This is a genomic window from Citrobacter sp. S39 (assembly GCF_009495675.1).
GTDB classification, from domain to species: domain Bacteria; phylum Pseudomonadota; class Gammaproteobacteria; order Enterobacterales; family Enterobacteriaceae; genus Citrobacter; species Citrobacter freundii.
Window position 1 is genome coordinate 2,496,044 of the sequence record NZ_CP045555.1, and the last position, 14,314, is coordinate 2,510,357.

Annotated in this window: 15 protein-coding genes; 8 read left to right on the forward strand and 7 right to left on the reverse strand. The window is 52.0% G+C overall.

Going from position 1 to position 14,314, the window contains the following annotated elements; translation table 11 throughout:
- Window positions 1-170: 170 nt before the first annotated feature.
- The 5 genes from argT to hisP all read left to right on the forward strand — a co-directional run bounded on the left by argT (window position 171) and on the right by hisP (window position 4,347).
- On the forward strand, window positions 171-953 hold the full coding sequence (gene argT / locus GFB57_RS11790) for a lysine/arginine/ornithine ABC transporter substrate-binding protein ArgT (RefSeq protein ID WP_003028123.1): 783 nt from the start codon (window positions 171-173) through the stop codon (window positions 951-953).
- A 247-nt stretch (window positions 954-1,200) separates the two neighbouring features.
- A complete protein-coding gene (gene hisJ, locus GFB57_RS11795) occupies window positions 1,201-1,983 on the forward strand; it encodes a histidine ABC transporter substrate-binding protein HisJ (RefSeq protein WP_003028120.1) in 783 nt (260 codons plus the stop codon).
- 186 nt (window positions 1,984-2,169) lie between these two features.
- Window positions 2,170-2,856 (forward strand): histidine ABC transporter permease HisQ, encoded by a 687-nt coding sequence (locus tag GFB57_RS11800; RefSeq protein WP_003028118.1) that lies wholly within the window; start codon window positions 2,170-2,172, stop codon window positions 2,854-2,856.
- The gene (gene hisM / locus GFB57_RS11805) at window positions 2,853-3,560 is read left to right on the forward strand and encodes a histidine ABC transporter permease HisM (RefSeq protein ID WP_003028116.1); all 708 of its coding nucleotides are present in this window, start codon (window positions 2,853-2,855) and stop codon (window positions 3,558-3,560) included. The genes GFB57_RS11800 and hisM overlap by 4 nt, the downstream gene beginning before the upstream one ends.
- A 13-nt stretch (window positions 3,561-3,573) precedes the next feature.
- Window positions 3,574-4,347, forward strand: coding sequence for a histidine ABC transporter ATP-binding protein HisP (gene hisP / locus GFB57_RS11810; RefSeq protein ID WP_003028114.1), 774 nt, complete (start codon window positions 3,574-3,576; stop codon window positions 4,345-4,347).
- A gap of 33 nt (window positions 4,348-4,380) precedes the next feature.
- Here hisP and GFB57_RS11815 read toward each other — a convergent pair whose 3' ends face one another.
- The 4 genes from GFB57_RS11815 to yfcG all read right to left on the reverse strand — a co-directional run bounded on the left by GFB57_RS11815 (window position 4,381) and on the right by yfcG (window position 6,934).
- Window positions 4,381-4,896 carry a GNAT family N-acetyltransferase gene (locus GFB57_RS11815; protein WP_071524476.1) on the reverse strand — a complete coding sequence of 172 codons (516 nt, stop codon included), beginning with the start codon at window positions 4,894-4,896 and terminating at the stop codon, window positions 4,381-4,383.
- A 71-nt stretch (window positions 4,897-4,967) separates the two neighbouring features.
- Window positions 4,968-5,861, reverse strand: a complete 894-nt coding sequence (locus tag GFB57_RS11820) for a TIGR01777 family oxidoreductase (RefSeq protein WP_003028110.1) — start codon at window positions 5,859-5,861, stop codon at window positions 4,968-4,970.
- Between the two features lie 20 nt (window positions 5,862-5,881).
- Window positions 5,882-6,244, reverse strand: a complete 363-nt coding sequence (folX, locus tag GFB57_RS11825) for a dihydroneopterin triphosphate 2'-epimerase (protein WP_003028107.1) — start codon at window positions 6,242-6,244, stop codon at window positions 5,882-5,884.
- Between the two features lie 54 nt (window positions 6,245-6,298).
- Entirely contained in the window at window positions 6,299-6,934 is a 636-nt protein-coding gene (gene yfcG / locus GFB57_RS11830; RefSeq protein ID WP_003028104.1) for a GSH-dependent disulfide bond oxidoreductase, read from the reverse strand.
- A 134-nt stretch (window positions 6,935-7,068) separates the two neighbouring features.
- On the opposite strand from yfcG, the gene yfcF reads away from it, so the two are divergent.
- The 3 genes from yfcF to yfcD are packed head-to-tail and all read left to right on the forward strand — an operon-like array spanning window position 7,069 to window position 8,931.
- Complete coding sequence (gene yfcF / locus GFB57_RS11835) at window positions 7,069-7,713, forward strand: glutathione transferase (protein WP_003028103.1); 645 nt, start codon at window positions 7,069-7,071, stop codon at window positions 7,711-7,713.
- A 55-nt stretch (window positions 7,714-7,768) separates the two neighbouring features.
- The gene (gene yfcE / locus GFB57_RS11840; RefSeq protein ID WP_003028100.1) at window positions 7,769-8,320 is read left to right on the forward strand and encodes a phosphodiesterase; all 552 of its coding nucleotides are present in this window, start codon (window positions 7,769-7,771) and stop codon (window positions 8,318-8,320) included.
- 56 nt (window positions 8,321-8,376) lie between these two features.
- Window positions 8,377-8,931 carry an NUDIX hydrolase YfcD gene (gene yfcD, locus GFB57_RS11845; RefSeq protein WP_086550217.1) on the forward strand — a complete coding sequence of 185 codons (555 nt, stop codon included), beginning with the start codon at window positions 8,377-8,379 and terminating at the stop codon, window positions 8,929-8,931.
- Between the two features lie 56 nt (window positions 8,932-8,987).
- On the opposite strand, the gene yfcC is transcribed toward yfcD, so the two are convergent.
- From yfcC to ackA, 3 genes are all read right to left on the reverse strand, one after another.
- The gene (yfcC, locus tag GFB57_RS11850; RefSeq protein WP_003028096.1) at window positions 8,988-10,508 is read right to left on the reverse strand and encodes a putative basic amino acid antiporter YfcC; all 1,521 of its coding nucleotides are present in this window, start codon (window positions 10,506-10,508) and stop codon (window positions 8,988-8,990) included.
- A gap of 198 nt (window positions 10,509-10,706) precedes the next feature.
- A complete protein-coding gene (pta, locus tag GFB57_RS11855; protein WP_003028094.1) occupies window positions 10,707-12,851 on the reverse strand; it encodes a phosphate acetyltransferase in 2,145 nt (714 codons plus the stop codon).
- Window positions 12,852-12,927: 76 nt separating this feature from the next.
- A complete protein-coding gene (gene ackA / locus GFB57_RS11860; protein WP_003028092.1) occupies window positions 12,928-14,130 on the reverse strand; it encodes an acetate kinase in 1,203 nt (400 codons plus the stop codon).
- Window positions 14,131-14,314: the final 184 nt, after the last annotated feature.

Sequence of the window (14,314 nt, forward strand, 5' to 3'; positions counted from 1 at the left end):
CGTCAGACCTGCTATCTTCAAAATCAGGACATTATTGCAACGTTTTATTAACATATTTAACGTCGAATATCCTCATCGACGCGAAAATGGCATAAGACCTGCATGAAAAAGTCTGCAAACACACAACACAACGTAAAACATAATAAAATTACGCCACTTGAGGGTTATGTATGAAGAAGACGGTTCTTGCTTTGTCTTTGTTGGTAGGACTCTCCGCCACCGCGGCCAGCTACGCAGCACTTCCGCAGACGGTTCGTATTGGTACAGATACAACGTATGCACCTTTTTCCTCTAAAGATGCCAAAGGCGACTTCGTCGGCTTTGATATCGATCTGGGAAATGAGATGTGTAAGCGCATGCAGATCAAATGTACCTGGGTTGCCAGCGACTTTGATGCGCTGATCCCGTCGCTGAAAGCGAAAAAAATTGATGCCATTATCTCCTCGCTTTCTATCACCGAGAAGCGTCAGCAAGAGATTGCATTCTCAGACAAACTTTACGCAGCAGACTCACGGCTGATCGCCGCGAAAGGTTCCCCAATTAAACCGACTCTGGACTCCCTCAAGGGTAAACACGTTGGCGTGTTGCAAGGCTCTACTCAGGAAGCCTATGCCAATGACAACTGGCGTAGTAAAGGCGTGGATGTGGTGGCCTATGCGAACCAGGATCTTATCTATTCTGATCTGACGGCGGGCCGTCTCGACGCAGCGTTGCAGGATGAGGTCGCGGCCAGCGAAGGCTTCCTGAAGCAACCTGCCGGTAAGGACTACGACTTTGCAGGTCCTTCGGTGAAAGATAAAAAATACTTTGGCGACGGAACCGGGATTGGTTTGCGCAAAGATGACACCGAGCTGAAAGCCGCTTTTGATAAAGCGCTGGGTGAACTGCGCAAAGACGGCACCTACGACAAAATGGCGAGCAAATATTTTAATTTTAATGTCTACGGCGATTAATACAGCGGCGTGGGGAATTGACTGCACCATTGCGGGTAACCATTACGGTGCATAATACATTCAGTGCACTGTTTTGGTGCTTTTATAGCTGACTTAATAAGCATGGGTGCATACTTAAGCGCTTTTCATGCAAATAAATACCGCCGGCAGGGTAGAATGCTTTGCCTTGTCGGCCTGATTAATGGCACGATAACTGCACCTGGTCCTGTAAAGATCCCCTATAAAAGACAGTCTGTTGAGGATAGTTATGAAAAAACTGGTGTTGTCTCTTTCTCTGGTTCTGGCTTTCTCCAGTGCTACCGCAGCATTTGCAGCCATTCCGCAAAAAATTCGTATCGGTACCGATCCTACTTATGCGCCGTTCGAATCGAAAAATGCCCAGGGTGAATTAGTCGGTTTTGATATCGATCTGGCTAAAGAGCTGTGCAAACGTATTAATACGCAATGTACCTTCGTGGAAAACCCGCTGGACGCGCTGATCCCTTCGCTAAAAGCGAAGAAAATCGATGCCATCATGTCCTCGCTTTCCATTACTGAAAAACGTCAGCAGGAAATCGCTTTTACTGACAAGCTTTATGCAGCCGACTCGCGTCTGGTTGTCGCTAAAGATTCAGCTATTCAGCCGACCATTGAGTCGCTGAAAGGTAAACGTGTTGGTGTGCTGCAGGGCACCACCCAGGAAACGTTCGGCAACGAACACTGGGCGCCAAAAGGTATTGAGATTGTCTCTTATCAGGGGCAGGACAATATCTATTCTGACCTGACTGCCGGGCGTATTGACGCCGCGTTCCAGGATGAAGTCGCGGCCAGCGAAGGCTTCCTGAAACAGCCAGTCGGTAAAGATTACAAATTCGGCGGTCCGTCTGTGAAAGACGAGAAGTTGTTCGGCGTGGGTACCGGTATGGGGCTGCGCAAAGACGATAACGAGCTGCGCGAAGCGCTGAACAAAGCCTTTGCCGAAATGCGAGCTGACGGTACTTACGAGAAGCTGGCGAAAAAGTACTTCGATTTTGATGTTTACGGCGGTTAATTACCGCAGGTGCTGATAAAGCCCGTAGATTTTTGACGCGTTGAATTTATGCCTGATGGCGCTGCGCTTATCAGGCCTACGGTGATTTCGTAGGCCGGATAAGGCAAAGCCGCCATCCGGCATTTAACGGTTAGTCTGAAATCAAAAGAGGCTTACTACTCCACCACACACGACAGGACAGGCAGCATGTTGTATGGCTTTTCAGGTGTAATTTTACAGGGCGCAATTGTTACGCTGGAGCTGGCACTCAGCTCGGTGGTACTGGCGGTTCTGATAGGTCTTGTCGGCGCAGCAGCAAAGCTGTCGCAAAGCCGGGCAATGGGGCTTATTTTCGAAGGGTACACAACGCTAATCCGCGGCGTGCCCGATCTGGTCTTAATGCTGCTCATCTTCTACGGATTACAAATCGCGCTGAATACCATTACCGATGCCATCGGTATCGGCCAGATTGATATCGATCCGATGGTTGCGGGCATTATCACCCTTGGATTTATCTACGGTGCCTACTTTACCGAAACTTTTCGCGGTGCGTTTATGGCTGTACCAAAAGGCCATATTGAAGCCGCGACGGCGTTTGGCTTTACCAGCTCACAAATATTTCGTCGCATTATGTTCCCGGCGATGATGCGTTATGCCTTACCGGGAATCGGTAATAACTGGCAGGTTATTCTTAAGGCTACGGCACTGGTGTCGCTGCTCGGCCTGGAAGACGTGGTGAAAGCGACCCAGCTTGCCGGGAAGAGTACCTGGGAGCCGTTCTATTTTGCCGTCGTGTGCGGGGTCATCTATCTGGTGTTTACCACTGTTTCTAATGGTGTGCTGCTGTACCTTGAGCGCCGCTATTCCGTGGGTGTAAAGAGGGCTGACCTGTGATCGAGATTATTCAGGAATACTGGAAGTCCCTGCTGTGGACCGACGGATATCGCTACACTGGCGTCGCTATCACCCTGTGGCTTTTGATTTCGTCAGTAGTGATGGGCGGAATACTTGCGCTCTTTTTGGCTATTGGCCGCGTTTCCAGTAATAAATTTATCCAGTTTCCTATCTGGCTGTTCACCTATATTTTTCGTGGCACGCCGCTGTACGTTCAGCTACTGGTGTTTTATTCCGGGATGTATACGCTGGAGATCGTCAAAGGCACGGACTTCCTCAACGCGTTTTTCCGCAGCGGGCTGAATTGCACCGTGCTGGCGTTGACGCTGAATACCTGCGCCTATACCACTGAGATTTTCGCCGGGGCTATCCGTTCTGTGCCTCACGGTGAGATTGAGGCTGCTCGCGCATACGGTTTCTCGTCATTCAAACTGTATCGATGCATTATTTTACCTTCCGCGCTGCGTATTGCGTTGCCGGCTTACAGCAATGAAGTCATTTTAATGCTGCACTCCACGGCGCTGGCGTTTACCGCAACGGTACCAGACCTGTTGAAAATCGCCCGCGATATCAACTCGGCAACGTATCAGCCGTTTACCGCCTTCGGTATTGCCGCTGTACTGTATTTGATTATTTCGTATGTCCTGATCAGTCTGTTCCGTAAAGCGGAAAAACGCTGGTTGCAGCATGTATCCTCTAAATGATTCGAGTAACACGATGTCTGAAAATAAATTAAACGTTATCGATTTACATAAGCACTACGGCGAACATGAAGTGCTGAAAGGGGTGTCGCTGCAGGCCAACGCGGGTGATGTTATCAGTATTATTGGCTCATCAGGTTCCGGTAAAAGTACCTTCCTGCGCTGCATTAACTTTCTTGAGAAACCAAGCGCTGGGTCGATTGTAGTCAGTGGTCAGAATATTGGTCTGGTGCGCGACAAAGACGGTCAGCTCAAGGTTGCGGATAAAAACCAGCTGCGCCTGCTGCGCACGCGTCTGACGATGGTCTTTCAGCACTTTAATCTGTGGAGCCACATGACGGTGCTGGAAAACGTCATGGAAGCGCCGATCCAGGTGTTGGGGCTGAGCAAACAGGAAGCCCGCGACCGTGCGGTGAAGTATCTGGCTAAAGTGGGCATTGATGAGCGCGCGCAGGGCAAATATCCGGTGCATCTGTCCGGTGGTCAGCAGCAGCGTGTTTCCATAGCCCGTGCGCTGGCGATGGAGCCGGAAGTGTTGCTCTTTGATGAACCCACGTCGGCACTAGATCCTGAGCTGGTGGGTGAAGTGCTGCGCATTATGCAACAGCTGGCCGAAGAGGGGAAAACCATGGTGGTGGTGACTCACGAAATGGGGTTTGCCCGTCATGTTTCCACGCACGTGATTTTCCTGCATCAGGGGAAAATTGAGGAAGAGGGCGACCCGGAGCAGGTATTCGGTAATCCGCAAAGTCCACGTTTGCAGCAGTTCCTCAAAGGTTCGTTGAAGTAAATCACCTGCCCGGAGGCGTTACGTTTTCCGGGCTTACAATTTTAGCGCGTCGCGCTCCAGCCGAAACACCCAGTCGTCGTAGGCGATGCCATCAATCTCATACGCCTTTTCCAGTACCTGCGTACGCACAAACCCCGTTTTTTCCAGAATACGAACAGAACCCTTATTCTCCGCGAGTGCGTAAGCGTTTATCGCCGTGACGGCCGTGCGCTCGAAAGCGTACTGGCACACTGCCGTCACGGCTTCGCTGGCAATCCCTTTCCCCTGAGCTTCTGGCAAAATGGCGTAGCCGAGGTCGGCCTCGTGTGGATATAAATGGCTGATTTGCAGACCAATATCACCGAGAGGCGTTGATTTGTTATGCTCGCGGATGACAAAAGTATGCTGTGCAGCCAGACGTCTGGCGAATAACAGACGCGTGTCTTTCGCTGGGGCAATATCACCCATATAGCGCATGACTTCCGGGCATTCACGTAATCTCTGGAAAAATGACCAGTCAGAAAATTTAAATAAGGAGAGAGTAAGTCGGGGAGTCGAAATTATCGCCATAACGTCGCCATTGCGGAAATCTGGCCTATAACCTTACCACCACAACAGCGACCGTGAATAGAGCTACGGGATTATCGGATCACATCCGCCAACGCTTCTTCTAAATCGTACCAGCGAAATGCAAAACCGGACGCTTCCAGGCGTTTGGGCAATGCTCGCTGCCCGCCGAGGACCAGCACCGAAGACTCGCCCATCAGCAGCCGCATAGCGGTGGCGGGAATGCGCAGAATGGCAGGGCGGTTTAGAGCGTGTCCCAGCGCGTGAGCAAACTGCTCATTGTGCACCGGGTATGGCGAAACCATATTGAAGGGACCGCGTAGATCATTATTCAGCAGCCAGATAATTCCGTTGACCATATCATCAACATGGATCCAGGCCATATACTGTCGTCCGTTACCGATTGGGCCGCCTAAGCCAAGACGAAACGGCGGGACCATTTTCGCCAGAATACCGCCAGCAGAGGCTAGTACCACGCCGGTACGCAGCATACACACGCGGGTTTTGTCGCTTTGCGCAGTGCTGGCAATTTGCTCCCAGCGGGCGCACAGCTTATGGGTAAATTCGTTATGCGGTGGCTCTTCTTCCGTAACCACAACTTCGCCCAAATCGCCGTAGTAACCGGTAGCGGAACCGGAGATTAACACTGAGGGCGGCGTCTCGCTGGCATTGATTAAATCGACCAGTTTCTGCGTAATGCCCCAACGGCTCTGGCACAGGCGTTCCTTTTGCTGTGCGCTCCAGCGTTTATCGGCAATAGGTTCTCCGGCAAGGTTAATCACGGCATCAATGTCATTGAGATGTTGCCGCTCTTCCAGTCCTTTCCATAACGTGACCCGAGAGTCGAGAATCTGACGAGCCTTATCAGGGGTACGTGTCACTACAATTATCTGATGCCCCAGTTCCAGCAGGCAGGGGATCAGATGACGTCCAATCAGGCCAGTACCGCCGGTAATCAGAATCTGCATGTCGCCTCCCGGGTTACGTTTTAGCGCTGCCAGCTCAGCGTCATAGAAACTGAGTCGGCGTAACGCAATGCGTGAAGTTTATCTATCTCCACTTCAGCATAAGTGACCCAGTGATGTTCGCGTGCGATATCGAGCACATCTTGAGTTAATTTTTCTAACAATGAGAAGCGGTTACCCTCCACGTGGGCAATGATGCTCTTGGTTATTGTGCGATAATTCAGCGCGTCGTTGATATCTTCGCTGGTACGGGCTTTGTCTGCCGGATAGTGAATGGCAATGTTGATGACGATATCCTGGCGGTTAAGGATCTCCTCTTCTTTGATGCCGATAAAAGTGCGCAGACGAAGGTTTTTTATACGAATAATAGCGTCAGGTTGTGACATTGCAGGTTTCCTCCATGTATGAACCTTTGCATGATACACGAGAACCGAATTGCGTCATCGCTTCTCGCTTTGTGCGTGCTGCATGGCGCGTTCAGTCGCGGGACGCGTACGAATGCGTTCATGCCAGTTATTGACCGCCGGATAGTTGTCGAGGTCGATGCGCTGACGCTGATGGGCGTGAATCCACGGCCAGCAGGCAATGTCGGCAATGCTGTAGTGATCGCCTCCCAGCCAGGGAGACGATTCCAGACGTTTATTCATCACGTTGTACAGGCGCTGGGTTTCAACCTGGTATCTTTCAATGGCGTAAGGGATCGTTTGCGGAGCGTAATGACTGAAATGATGATTCTGCCCCAGCATAGGACCCAGACCGCTGACCTGCCAGAACAGCCACTGCAGCGTGGTGTGGCGTTCGCGTAATTCACCGCTGAGCAGCTTACCGCTCTTTTCCGCCAGATAGAGTAAAATTTCTCCGGACTCAAACAAGCTGATGGGCCTTCCGCCGTCCACCGGGGCATGATCGATAATGGCCGGGATTTTATTGTTCGGTGAGATCTGCAGAAAATCGGGGTGAAACTGGCTACCTTTGCTGATATCGACATGAATCAGACGGTATTGCAGCTGCGCCTCTTCAAGAAACAACGTGATTTTGTGACCGTTTGGCGATGGCGTGTAATAGAGATCGATCATTTTCAGCATCCGTTTTGTCATGAACCGGGTCATAACAAGTATAGAGCCTGTTGGCGTGCTTGAGTTTTCATCAAGTGACAGCGAGAGAAAGACTCTATATTTTGAAGGCAAGCTAATACACTTCAGAGGACATTATGAGCAAACCTGCAATTACGCTGTGGTCAGATGCCAATTTTTTCTCCCCTTACGTGCTGTCTGTTTATGTCGCTCTGCAAGAGAAAGGGCTGCCTTTTACGCTGAAAACCGTTGATCTCAACAGTGGAGAACATTTGCAACCTTCATGGCAAGGTTACGCCTTGACGCGCCGCGTACCGGTTCTTGAGATCGATGGTTTTGAACTGAGCGAATCATCAGCGATTACGGAATTCCTGGAAGAGAGCTTTGCGCCGCCACAGTGGGAGCGTATCTATCCGCACGATGTGCAAAAACGCGCGCGGGCGCGCCAGGTTCAGGCGTGGATCCGCAGCGATTTAATGCCTATCCGTGAAGAACGCTCAACAGATGTGGTTTTTGCTGGCGTGAAGAAAGGACCGTTAAGCGAAGCGGGAAAAACCAGTGCGGAAAAATTGTTCGCTACTGCCGGCAGTTTACTGAGCCACGGTAAGCAGAATTTATTTGGTGAATGGTGTATCGCTGACTGTGATTTAGCGCTAATGCTTAATCGTCTGGTCCTGAATGGCGATGAGGTTCCGGAAGCGCTTGCGGAATACGCCACCTTCCAGTGGCAGCGCGCTTCAGTACAGCGTTTTATCGCGCTTTCCGCGAAGCGTTCCTGCTGAAAAACGGGCCGTAATCCAGTATCATTACAAGGTACTTTTCAGCGAGGAGTGAGTGATGAAACTGATGTTCGCATCGGACATTCATGGTTCGTTGCCAGCCACGGAACGCGTACTCGAACGGTTTGCTGCAAGCGGTGCGCAATGGCTGGTGATATTGGGTGATGTTTTAAACCACGGGCCGCGTAATGCGCTTCCAGAAGGCTATGCACCTGCGCAGGTTGCAGAACGGCTGAATGAACAGGCATCGCGAATTATTGCGGTGCGTGGTAATTGCGACAGCGAAGTGGATCAGATGCTCCTGCATTTTCCGATGACTGCGCCGTGGCAGCAAATTCTGACAGAAAACCAGCGACTCTTTTTGACGCACGGACATCTTTTTGGCCCGCAAAATATGCCGGCGCTCAATGCGGGCGATGTTCTGGTTTATGGGCATACTCATCTGCCGCTTGCTGAGCGGCGCGAGGATATCTATCATTTCAATCCCGGCTCGGTAAGCATCCCTAAAGGGGGCTTTGCGGCAAGTTACGGGATTCTGGATGATAATGTTCTCAGCGTAATGGCACTCAATGATCAAAGTGTTATTGCACAGGTCGAGATTAATCCGTAATTTACCCCACAAACATAAACGCGCCGTAAGAGCGCCAGAAAAAAGAAGGTTTCCTGATGGTGGAACAGCGTCGTTTGGCAAGTACTGAATGGGTTGATATTGTGAATGAAGACAACGAAGTCATTGCACAGTCCAGCCGGGAACAAATGCGGGCGCAACGCTTACGCCATCGTGCAACGTATATCGTTGTGCATGATGGTATGGGCAAAATTCTGGTTCAACGTCGCACTGAGACAAAAGATTTTTTGCCCGGTATGCTGGATGCCACCGCAGGCGGTGTTGTTCAGGCTGACGAGCAGATGCTGGAATCAGCGCGCCGTGAAGCAGAAGAGGAACTGGGGATTGCGGGCGTGCCGTTTGCCGAGCATGGTCAGTTTTACTTTGAAGACCAGAACTGTCGCGTATGGGGCGGGTTGTTTAGCTGCGTTTCCCACGGACCGTTTGCGCTTCAGGAAGAAGAGGTCAGTGAAGTTTGCTGGCTGACGCCGGAAGAAATTACCGCGCGCTGCGACGAATTTACACCGGACTCCCTGAAAGCCCTGGCGCTGTGGATGACCCGCAACGCCAAGAATGAAGGGGCGAATGCCGAAAAGCAGGAAGAAGCTGAGTAACCTCTGTTCATCCGGCCTACTGCGTCGAGAAATCGAGTAGGCCGGACGTGCGCTTTTTAATGGTAACCCATTATCTGCGCACCAATCACCACCACGCTGGACATAATAAACAGCAGCCCCAACAGCGTAGCACCTACCTTCAGCCAGTTACGAAAATCCACCCGACAAACACCTAACGTAGCCATCAGAGATGCCGACGTCGGATAGATAATATGGCTGAATCCGTCGCCAAACTGGAAGGCCAGCACGGTAACCTGACGGTTGACGCCAACCAGATCGCCCAGCGGCGCTAACAGCGGCATGGTCAACGCTGCCTGACCAGAGCCGGAGGTGACGAAGAAATTAAACACCGCCTGGAACAACAGCATAAACCACGCCGCGATGGCGTTATCCAGTCCGCTGATGCCATTGGCAATACTGTGCAGCAGAGTGTTTAACACGCTGGCTTCACCCGCCTCTCCATTACCGACCAGCAGTAAAATGCCTTTGGCAAAACCAACCAGCAGGGCAGGGGCAATCATCATTCGTGCTCCCTCAGTGAATGAGGAGGCCATGATGTTGACCGTCATGCCGTTGAGCCGAAACACGACGCCGATAATGCCAATTACCAGGCCCATCGTGAAGAACTGGCTGGCAATCTCAGGAATAAACCATGCGTGGACGATAACGCCCCAAATGACCCACACGATCACGCCCGTCAGCACCATCAGTACCAGCCAGTCACCGAGCGTGAAGCGTCGTTCCACGACCTCGTCCTGCTGCTCGCGAAAGAAGCGGTCGGATTCATGTACCCGGGACAAAAGCGGATTCTTTTTGATGCGTGCCGCATAGGCCAGCGTGAAGGTTAGTCCTATTAGCGTAGCGACCATCCAGACCACGATGCGCAGACCGGAACCAGAGAGCACTGGCACCCCCGCAATGCCTTGCGCGACCACCACGCAAAATGGGTTCATCCATGAGCTGGCGAAACCAATCTGAGTCGCGATATAGGTAACCAGAACGGTGGTGATACTGTCGTAACCCAAGCGCACCATCAGCGGCGCGATGATAATGGCAAAGGCAACCGCCTCTTCCCCCATGCCAAACACCGCGCCGCCTAAGGAGAAGAGAATAAACAGCACTGGGATAAAGAGGACCTCGTTGCCCCGCGTATGGCGGATGAGCGCCAGGATGCCGTTATCAATGGTGCCGGTACGCATAACGATGCCAAATGCGCCGCCAATGACCAGCATAAACATAATGATGCCGACCGCAGTGCCGAATTTCGAGCCGGAGGTTAAGCCTTCGAACGGAAAATTCATCAGGCCTGGGCGCTCATCTCCGGTGGTAAAGAACTTAACCGGGTGATACTGCTCTTCACCAGCTTCATTGGTCAGAATACGAAAGGAATGGGGGTCAACCACCTTACGGGTTTTGGTTTGTCCATCAACCTGATATTGCACTTCCTGGCTGTCGAACATCCCGACGGGAACAACCCAGGTTGCCAGGCTGGTTAAAATGGCGACGAAAAAAATAATCACCAGCGTATCGGGCATGGCCCATTTTCTGGCTGGCTGTGATTCTGTTACTGCTGACATGAAAGACTATCCCTGTTGCAACGCAAAGAGGGTAAGTATGCGAACAGAAGAATAGTTATTCATTGATGCAGCGCATTCAGGCAAATATTTCAGATTATGCCAAAGGGGAAACAGGCATAAAAAAACCGGAAATATCAGCTATTTCCGGTTTGATAAGTAGATGTGTTGCCGGATAAGAGATCCGGCACACTCGGCAGATTACTGCTGCTGCTGGGAAGACTGGATCGCGGTCAGTGCAATGGTATAGACGATATCGTCTACCAGCGCGCCACGAGACAGGTCGTTCACCGGCTTGCGCATACCCTGCAGCATCGGCCCGATGGAGATCAGGTCGGCAGAACGCTGTACCGCTTTGTAGGTGGTGTTACCGGTGTTCAGATCCGGGAAGATGAACACGGTAGCTCGACCTGCAACCGGAGAGTTCGGCGCTTTGGATTTCGCAACGTCAGCCATAACGGCGGCGTCGTACTGCAGCGGGCCGTCGATCATCAGATCAGGACGTTTTTCCTGCGCCAGACGAGTCGCTTCACGAACTTTCTCTACGTCGCTACCTGCACCAGAGGTACCGGTGGAGTAGGAGAGCATCGCAACGCGCGGTTCGATACCGAAGGCAATCGCGGATTCAGCGGACTGAATAGCGATTTCTGCCAGCTGTTCTGCGGTTGGATCCGGGTTGATCGCGCAGTCGCCGTAAACGTAAACCTGATCCGGCAGCAGCATGAAGAACACAGAAGACACCAGGGAACTACCCGGTGCAGTTTTGATCAGCTGCAGCGGTGGACGAATGGTGTTCGCAGTAGTGTGAACGGCACCGGAAACCAGACCGTCAACGTCGTCCTGTTCCAGCATCAGGGTACCGAGAACGACGTTGTCTTCCAGCTGTTCGCGGGCAACGGTTTCGGTCATGCCTTTGTTCTTACGCAGTTCGACCAGACGAGCAACGTAGCTTTCGCGAACCACATCTGGATCAACGATTTCTACGCCAGCGCCAAGTTCAACGCCCTGAGAGGCCGCAACGCGGGTGATCTCATCCGGGTTACCCAGCAGTACGCAGGTTGCGATACCACGTTCAGCACAGATGGCTGCCGCTTTAACGGTACGCGGTTCGTCGCCTTCCGGCAGAACAACGCGTTTGCCCGCTTTACGTGCCAGCTCGGTCAACTGATAACGGAACGCTGGTGGAGACAGACGACGGCTGCGCTCAGACGTTGCGGTCAGAGATTCAATCCAGTCAGCGTTGATGAAGTTAGCAACGTATTCCTGAACTTTTTCGATACGCTCGTGATCGTCAACCGGAACTTCCAGGTTGAAGCTCTGCAGGCTCAGAGAGGTCTGCCAGGTGTTGGTGTTTACCATGAATACCGGCAGGCCGGTTTCGAATGCACGTTCGCACAGTTTGGTAATGCGCGCGTCCATTTCGTAGCCGCCGGTCAGCAGCAGGGCGCCAATTTCTACGCCGTTCATCGCTGCCAGGCATGCAGCAACCAGCACGTCCGGACGGTCAGCGGAAGTCACCAGCAGGGAACCTGCGCGGAAGTGTTCCAGCATGTGCGGAATGCTGCGTGCGCAGAAAGTCACAGACTTCACGCGACGGGTATTGATATCGCCTTCGTTTACGATGGTGGCGTTCAGGTGACGCGCCATATCGATTGCACGGGTAGCGATCAGATCGAAGCTCCATGGCACCGCGCCCAGAACCGGCAGCGGGCTGGATTCTTGCAGTTTAGCCGGATCAACTTTGATCACTTTCGCTTTGGAAGAGTCGTCGAAAATCTCGGACAGATCCGGGCGAGTACGGCCCTGCTCATCAACCGGTGCGTTCAGTTTGTTAACGATTACGCCGGTGATGTTGGTGTTTTTCGCGCCACCGAAGCTGCTGCGAGTCAGTTCAATACGCTCGTTCAGTTGTTCCGGGGTATCGGTGCCCTGAGACATAACGAAGACGATTTCTGCATTCAGCGTTTTCGCGATTTCGTAGTTCAGAGACTGCGCGAACTGATGTTTACGGGTTGGGACCAGGCCTTCAACCAGGACAACTTCAGCGTCTTTAGTGTTCGCGTGGTAGTTCGCGATGATCTCTTCCATCAGCACATCTTTCTGATTGCTGGACAGCAGAGATTCAACGTGGCTCATCTTCAGCGGCTCAGCGGCTGGCAGAGAAGAGTTAGCACGGACGATGCTGGTAGTCTGGTCTGGCGCATCGCCACCGGCACGCGGTTGAGCGATCGGCTTGAAGACGCTCAGACGAACGCCTTTGCGTTCCATTGCGCGGATCACGCCAAGGCTGACGCTGGTCAGACCGACGCTGGTTCCGGTAGGGATCAGCATAATAATACGGGACACGGTTTATCCTCTTTCGTTACCGCCCGTTTCAGGCGGGTTACAAAACAGCACCGCCAGCTAGGCTGGCGGTGTGAAATCAGGCGGTCAGACGGCTCGCGTCTTGCGCGATAACCAGTTCTTCGTTGGTTGGGATAACCACCGCAGGACGGGTACCTTCTTTGTTGATGAAACCAGATTTGCCGAAACGTGCGGCCAGGTTACGTTCGTGGTCTACTTCAAAGCCAAGAACGCCCAGTTTGCCCAGAGACAGTTCACGAACCATCGCGGCGTTTTCACCGATACCACCGGTGAAGACAACGGCATCCAGACGACCATCCATCAGCGCAGTGTAAGAACCGATGTATTTCGCCAGACGGTGGCAGTAAACGTCCATTGCACGTTTAGCGTCTTCTTTAGTCGCGTAGTTATCTTCAACATAGCGGCAGTCGCTGGTGACTTCGGTCAGACCCAGCAGGCCGGACTCTTTGGTCAGCATTTTGTTGATCTGGTCAACGCTCATGCCCAGGGTGTCGTGCAGGTGGAAGATGATCGCCGGGTCAATGTCACCGGAACGCGTACCCATCACCAGACCTTCCAGTGGGGTCAGACCCATGGAGGTATCAACACATTTACCGTTACGGATAGCAGATACAGAACCGCCGTTGCCCAGGTGGCAAGTGATGATGTTCAGCTCATCAACCGGTTTGTTCAGCACTTTAGCCGCTTCCTGAGTAACGAAGAAGTGGCTGGTACCGTGCGCGCCGTAACGACGAACGCCATGTTCTTTGTACAGGCTGTACGGCAGGGCGTAGAGGTAAGATTCTTCCGGCATAGTCTGATGGAACGCGGTGTCGAATACGGCCACGTTTTTGTCTTTCAGATTCGGGAAGGATTTCAGCGCTTCAGCGATACCGATCAGGTGTGCAGGGTTGTGCAGCGGTGCAAAAGAGGCTGCATCTTTGATACCCTGAATAACGGAATCGTCGATAACTACAGAGCCGGTGTATTTTTCGCCGCCGTGAACAACACGGTGACCAATCGCAGTCAGCTGAGCAGACAGTTCTGGTTTTTGTGCCAGAATAGTATTAACGATAAAATTCAGCGCTTCACTGTGAGCGGCGCCTGCACCTAAAGCCGCTTCTTGTTTACCGCCATCCATTTTCCATTTGATACGTGCTTCTGGGAGATGGAAACATTCGGCTAAACCAGAAAGGTATTCTTCACCGTTTACTGCATCGATGATGGCAAATTTCAGTGAGGAGCTACCGCAGTTCAGAACCAGTACTAACTTACTCGACATGGAAGTACCTATTTATGATACGTGGCTAAAAAAACGTCAGGGAGTCATAGAGCGTAGCGCATGATGACACCGACGTTTATGATTAACATCATGCGCCATGGTCTTTTTGGGCACGATGGAATAAATACCTTTGAGTCTATGTCATTTTGCGTATTTTTCAGCCAATGGCATACTATGTGTCAAT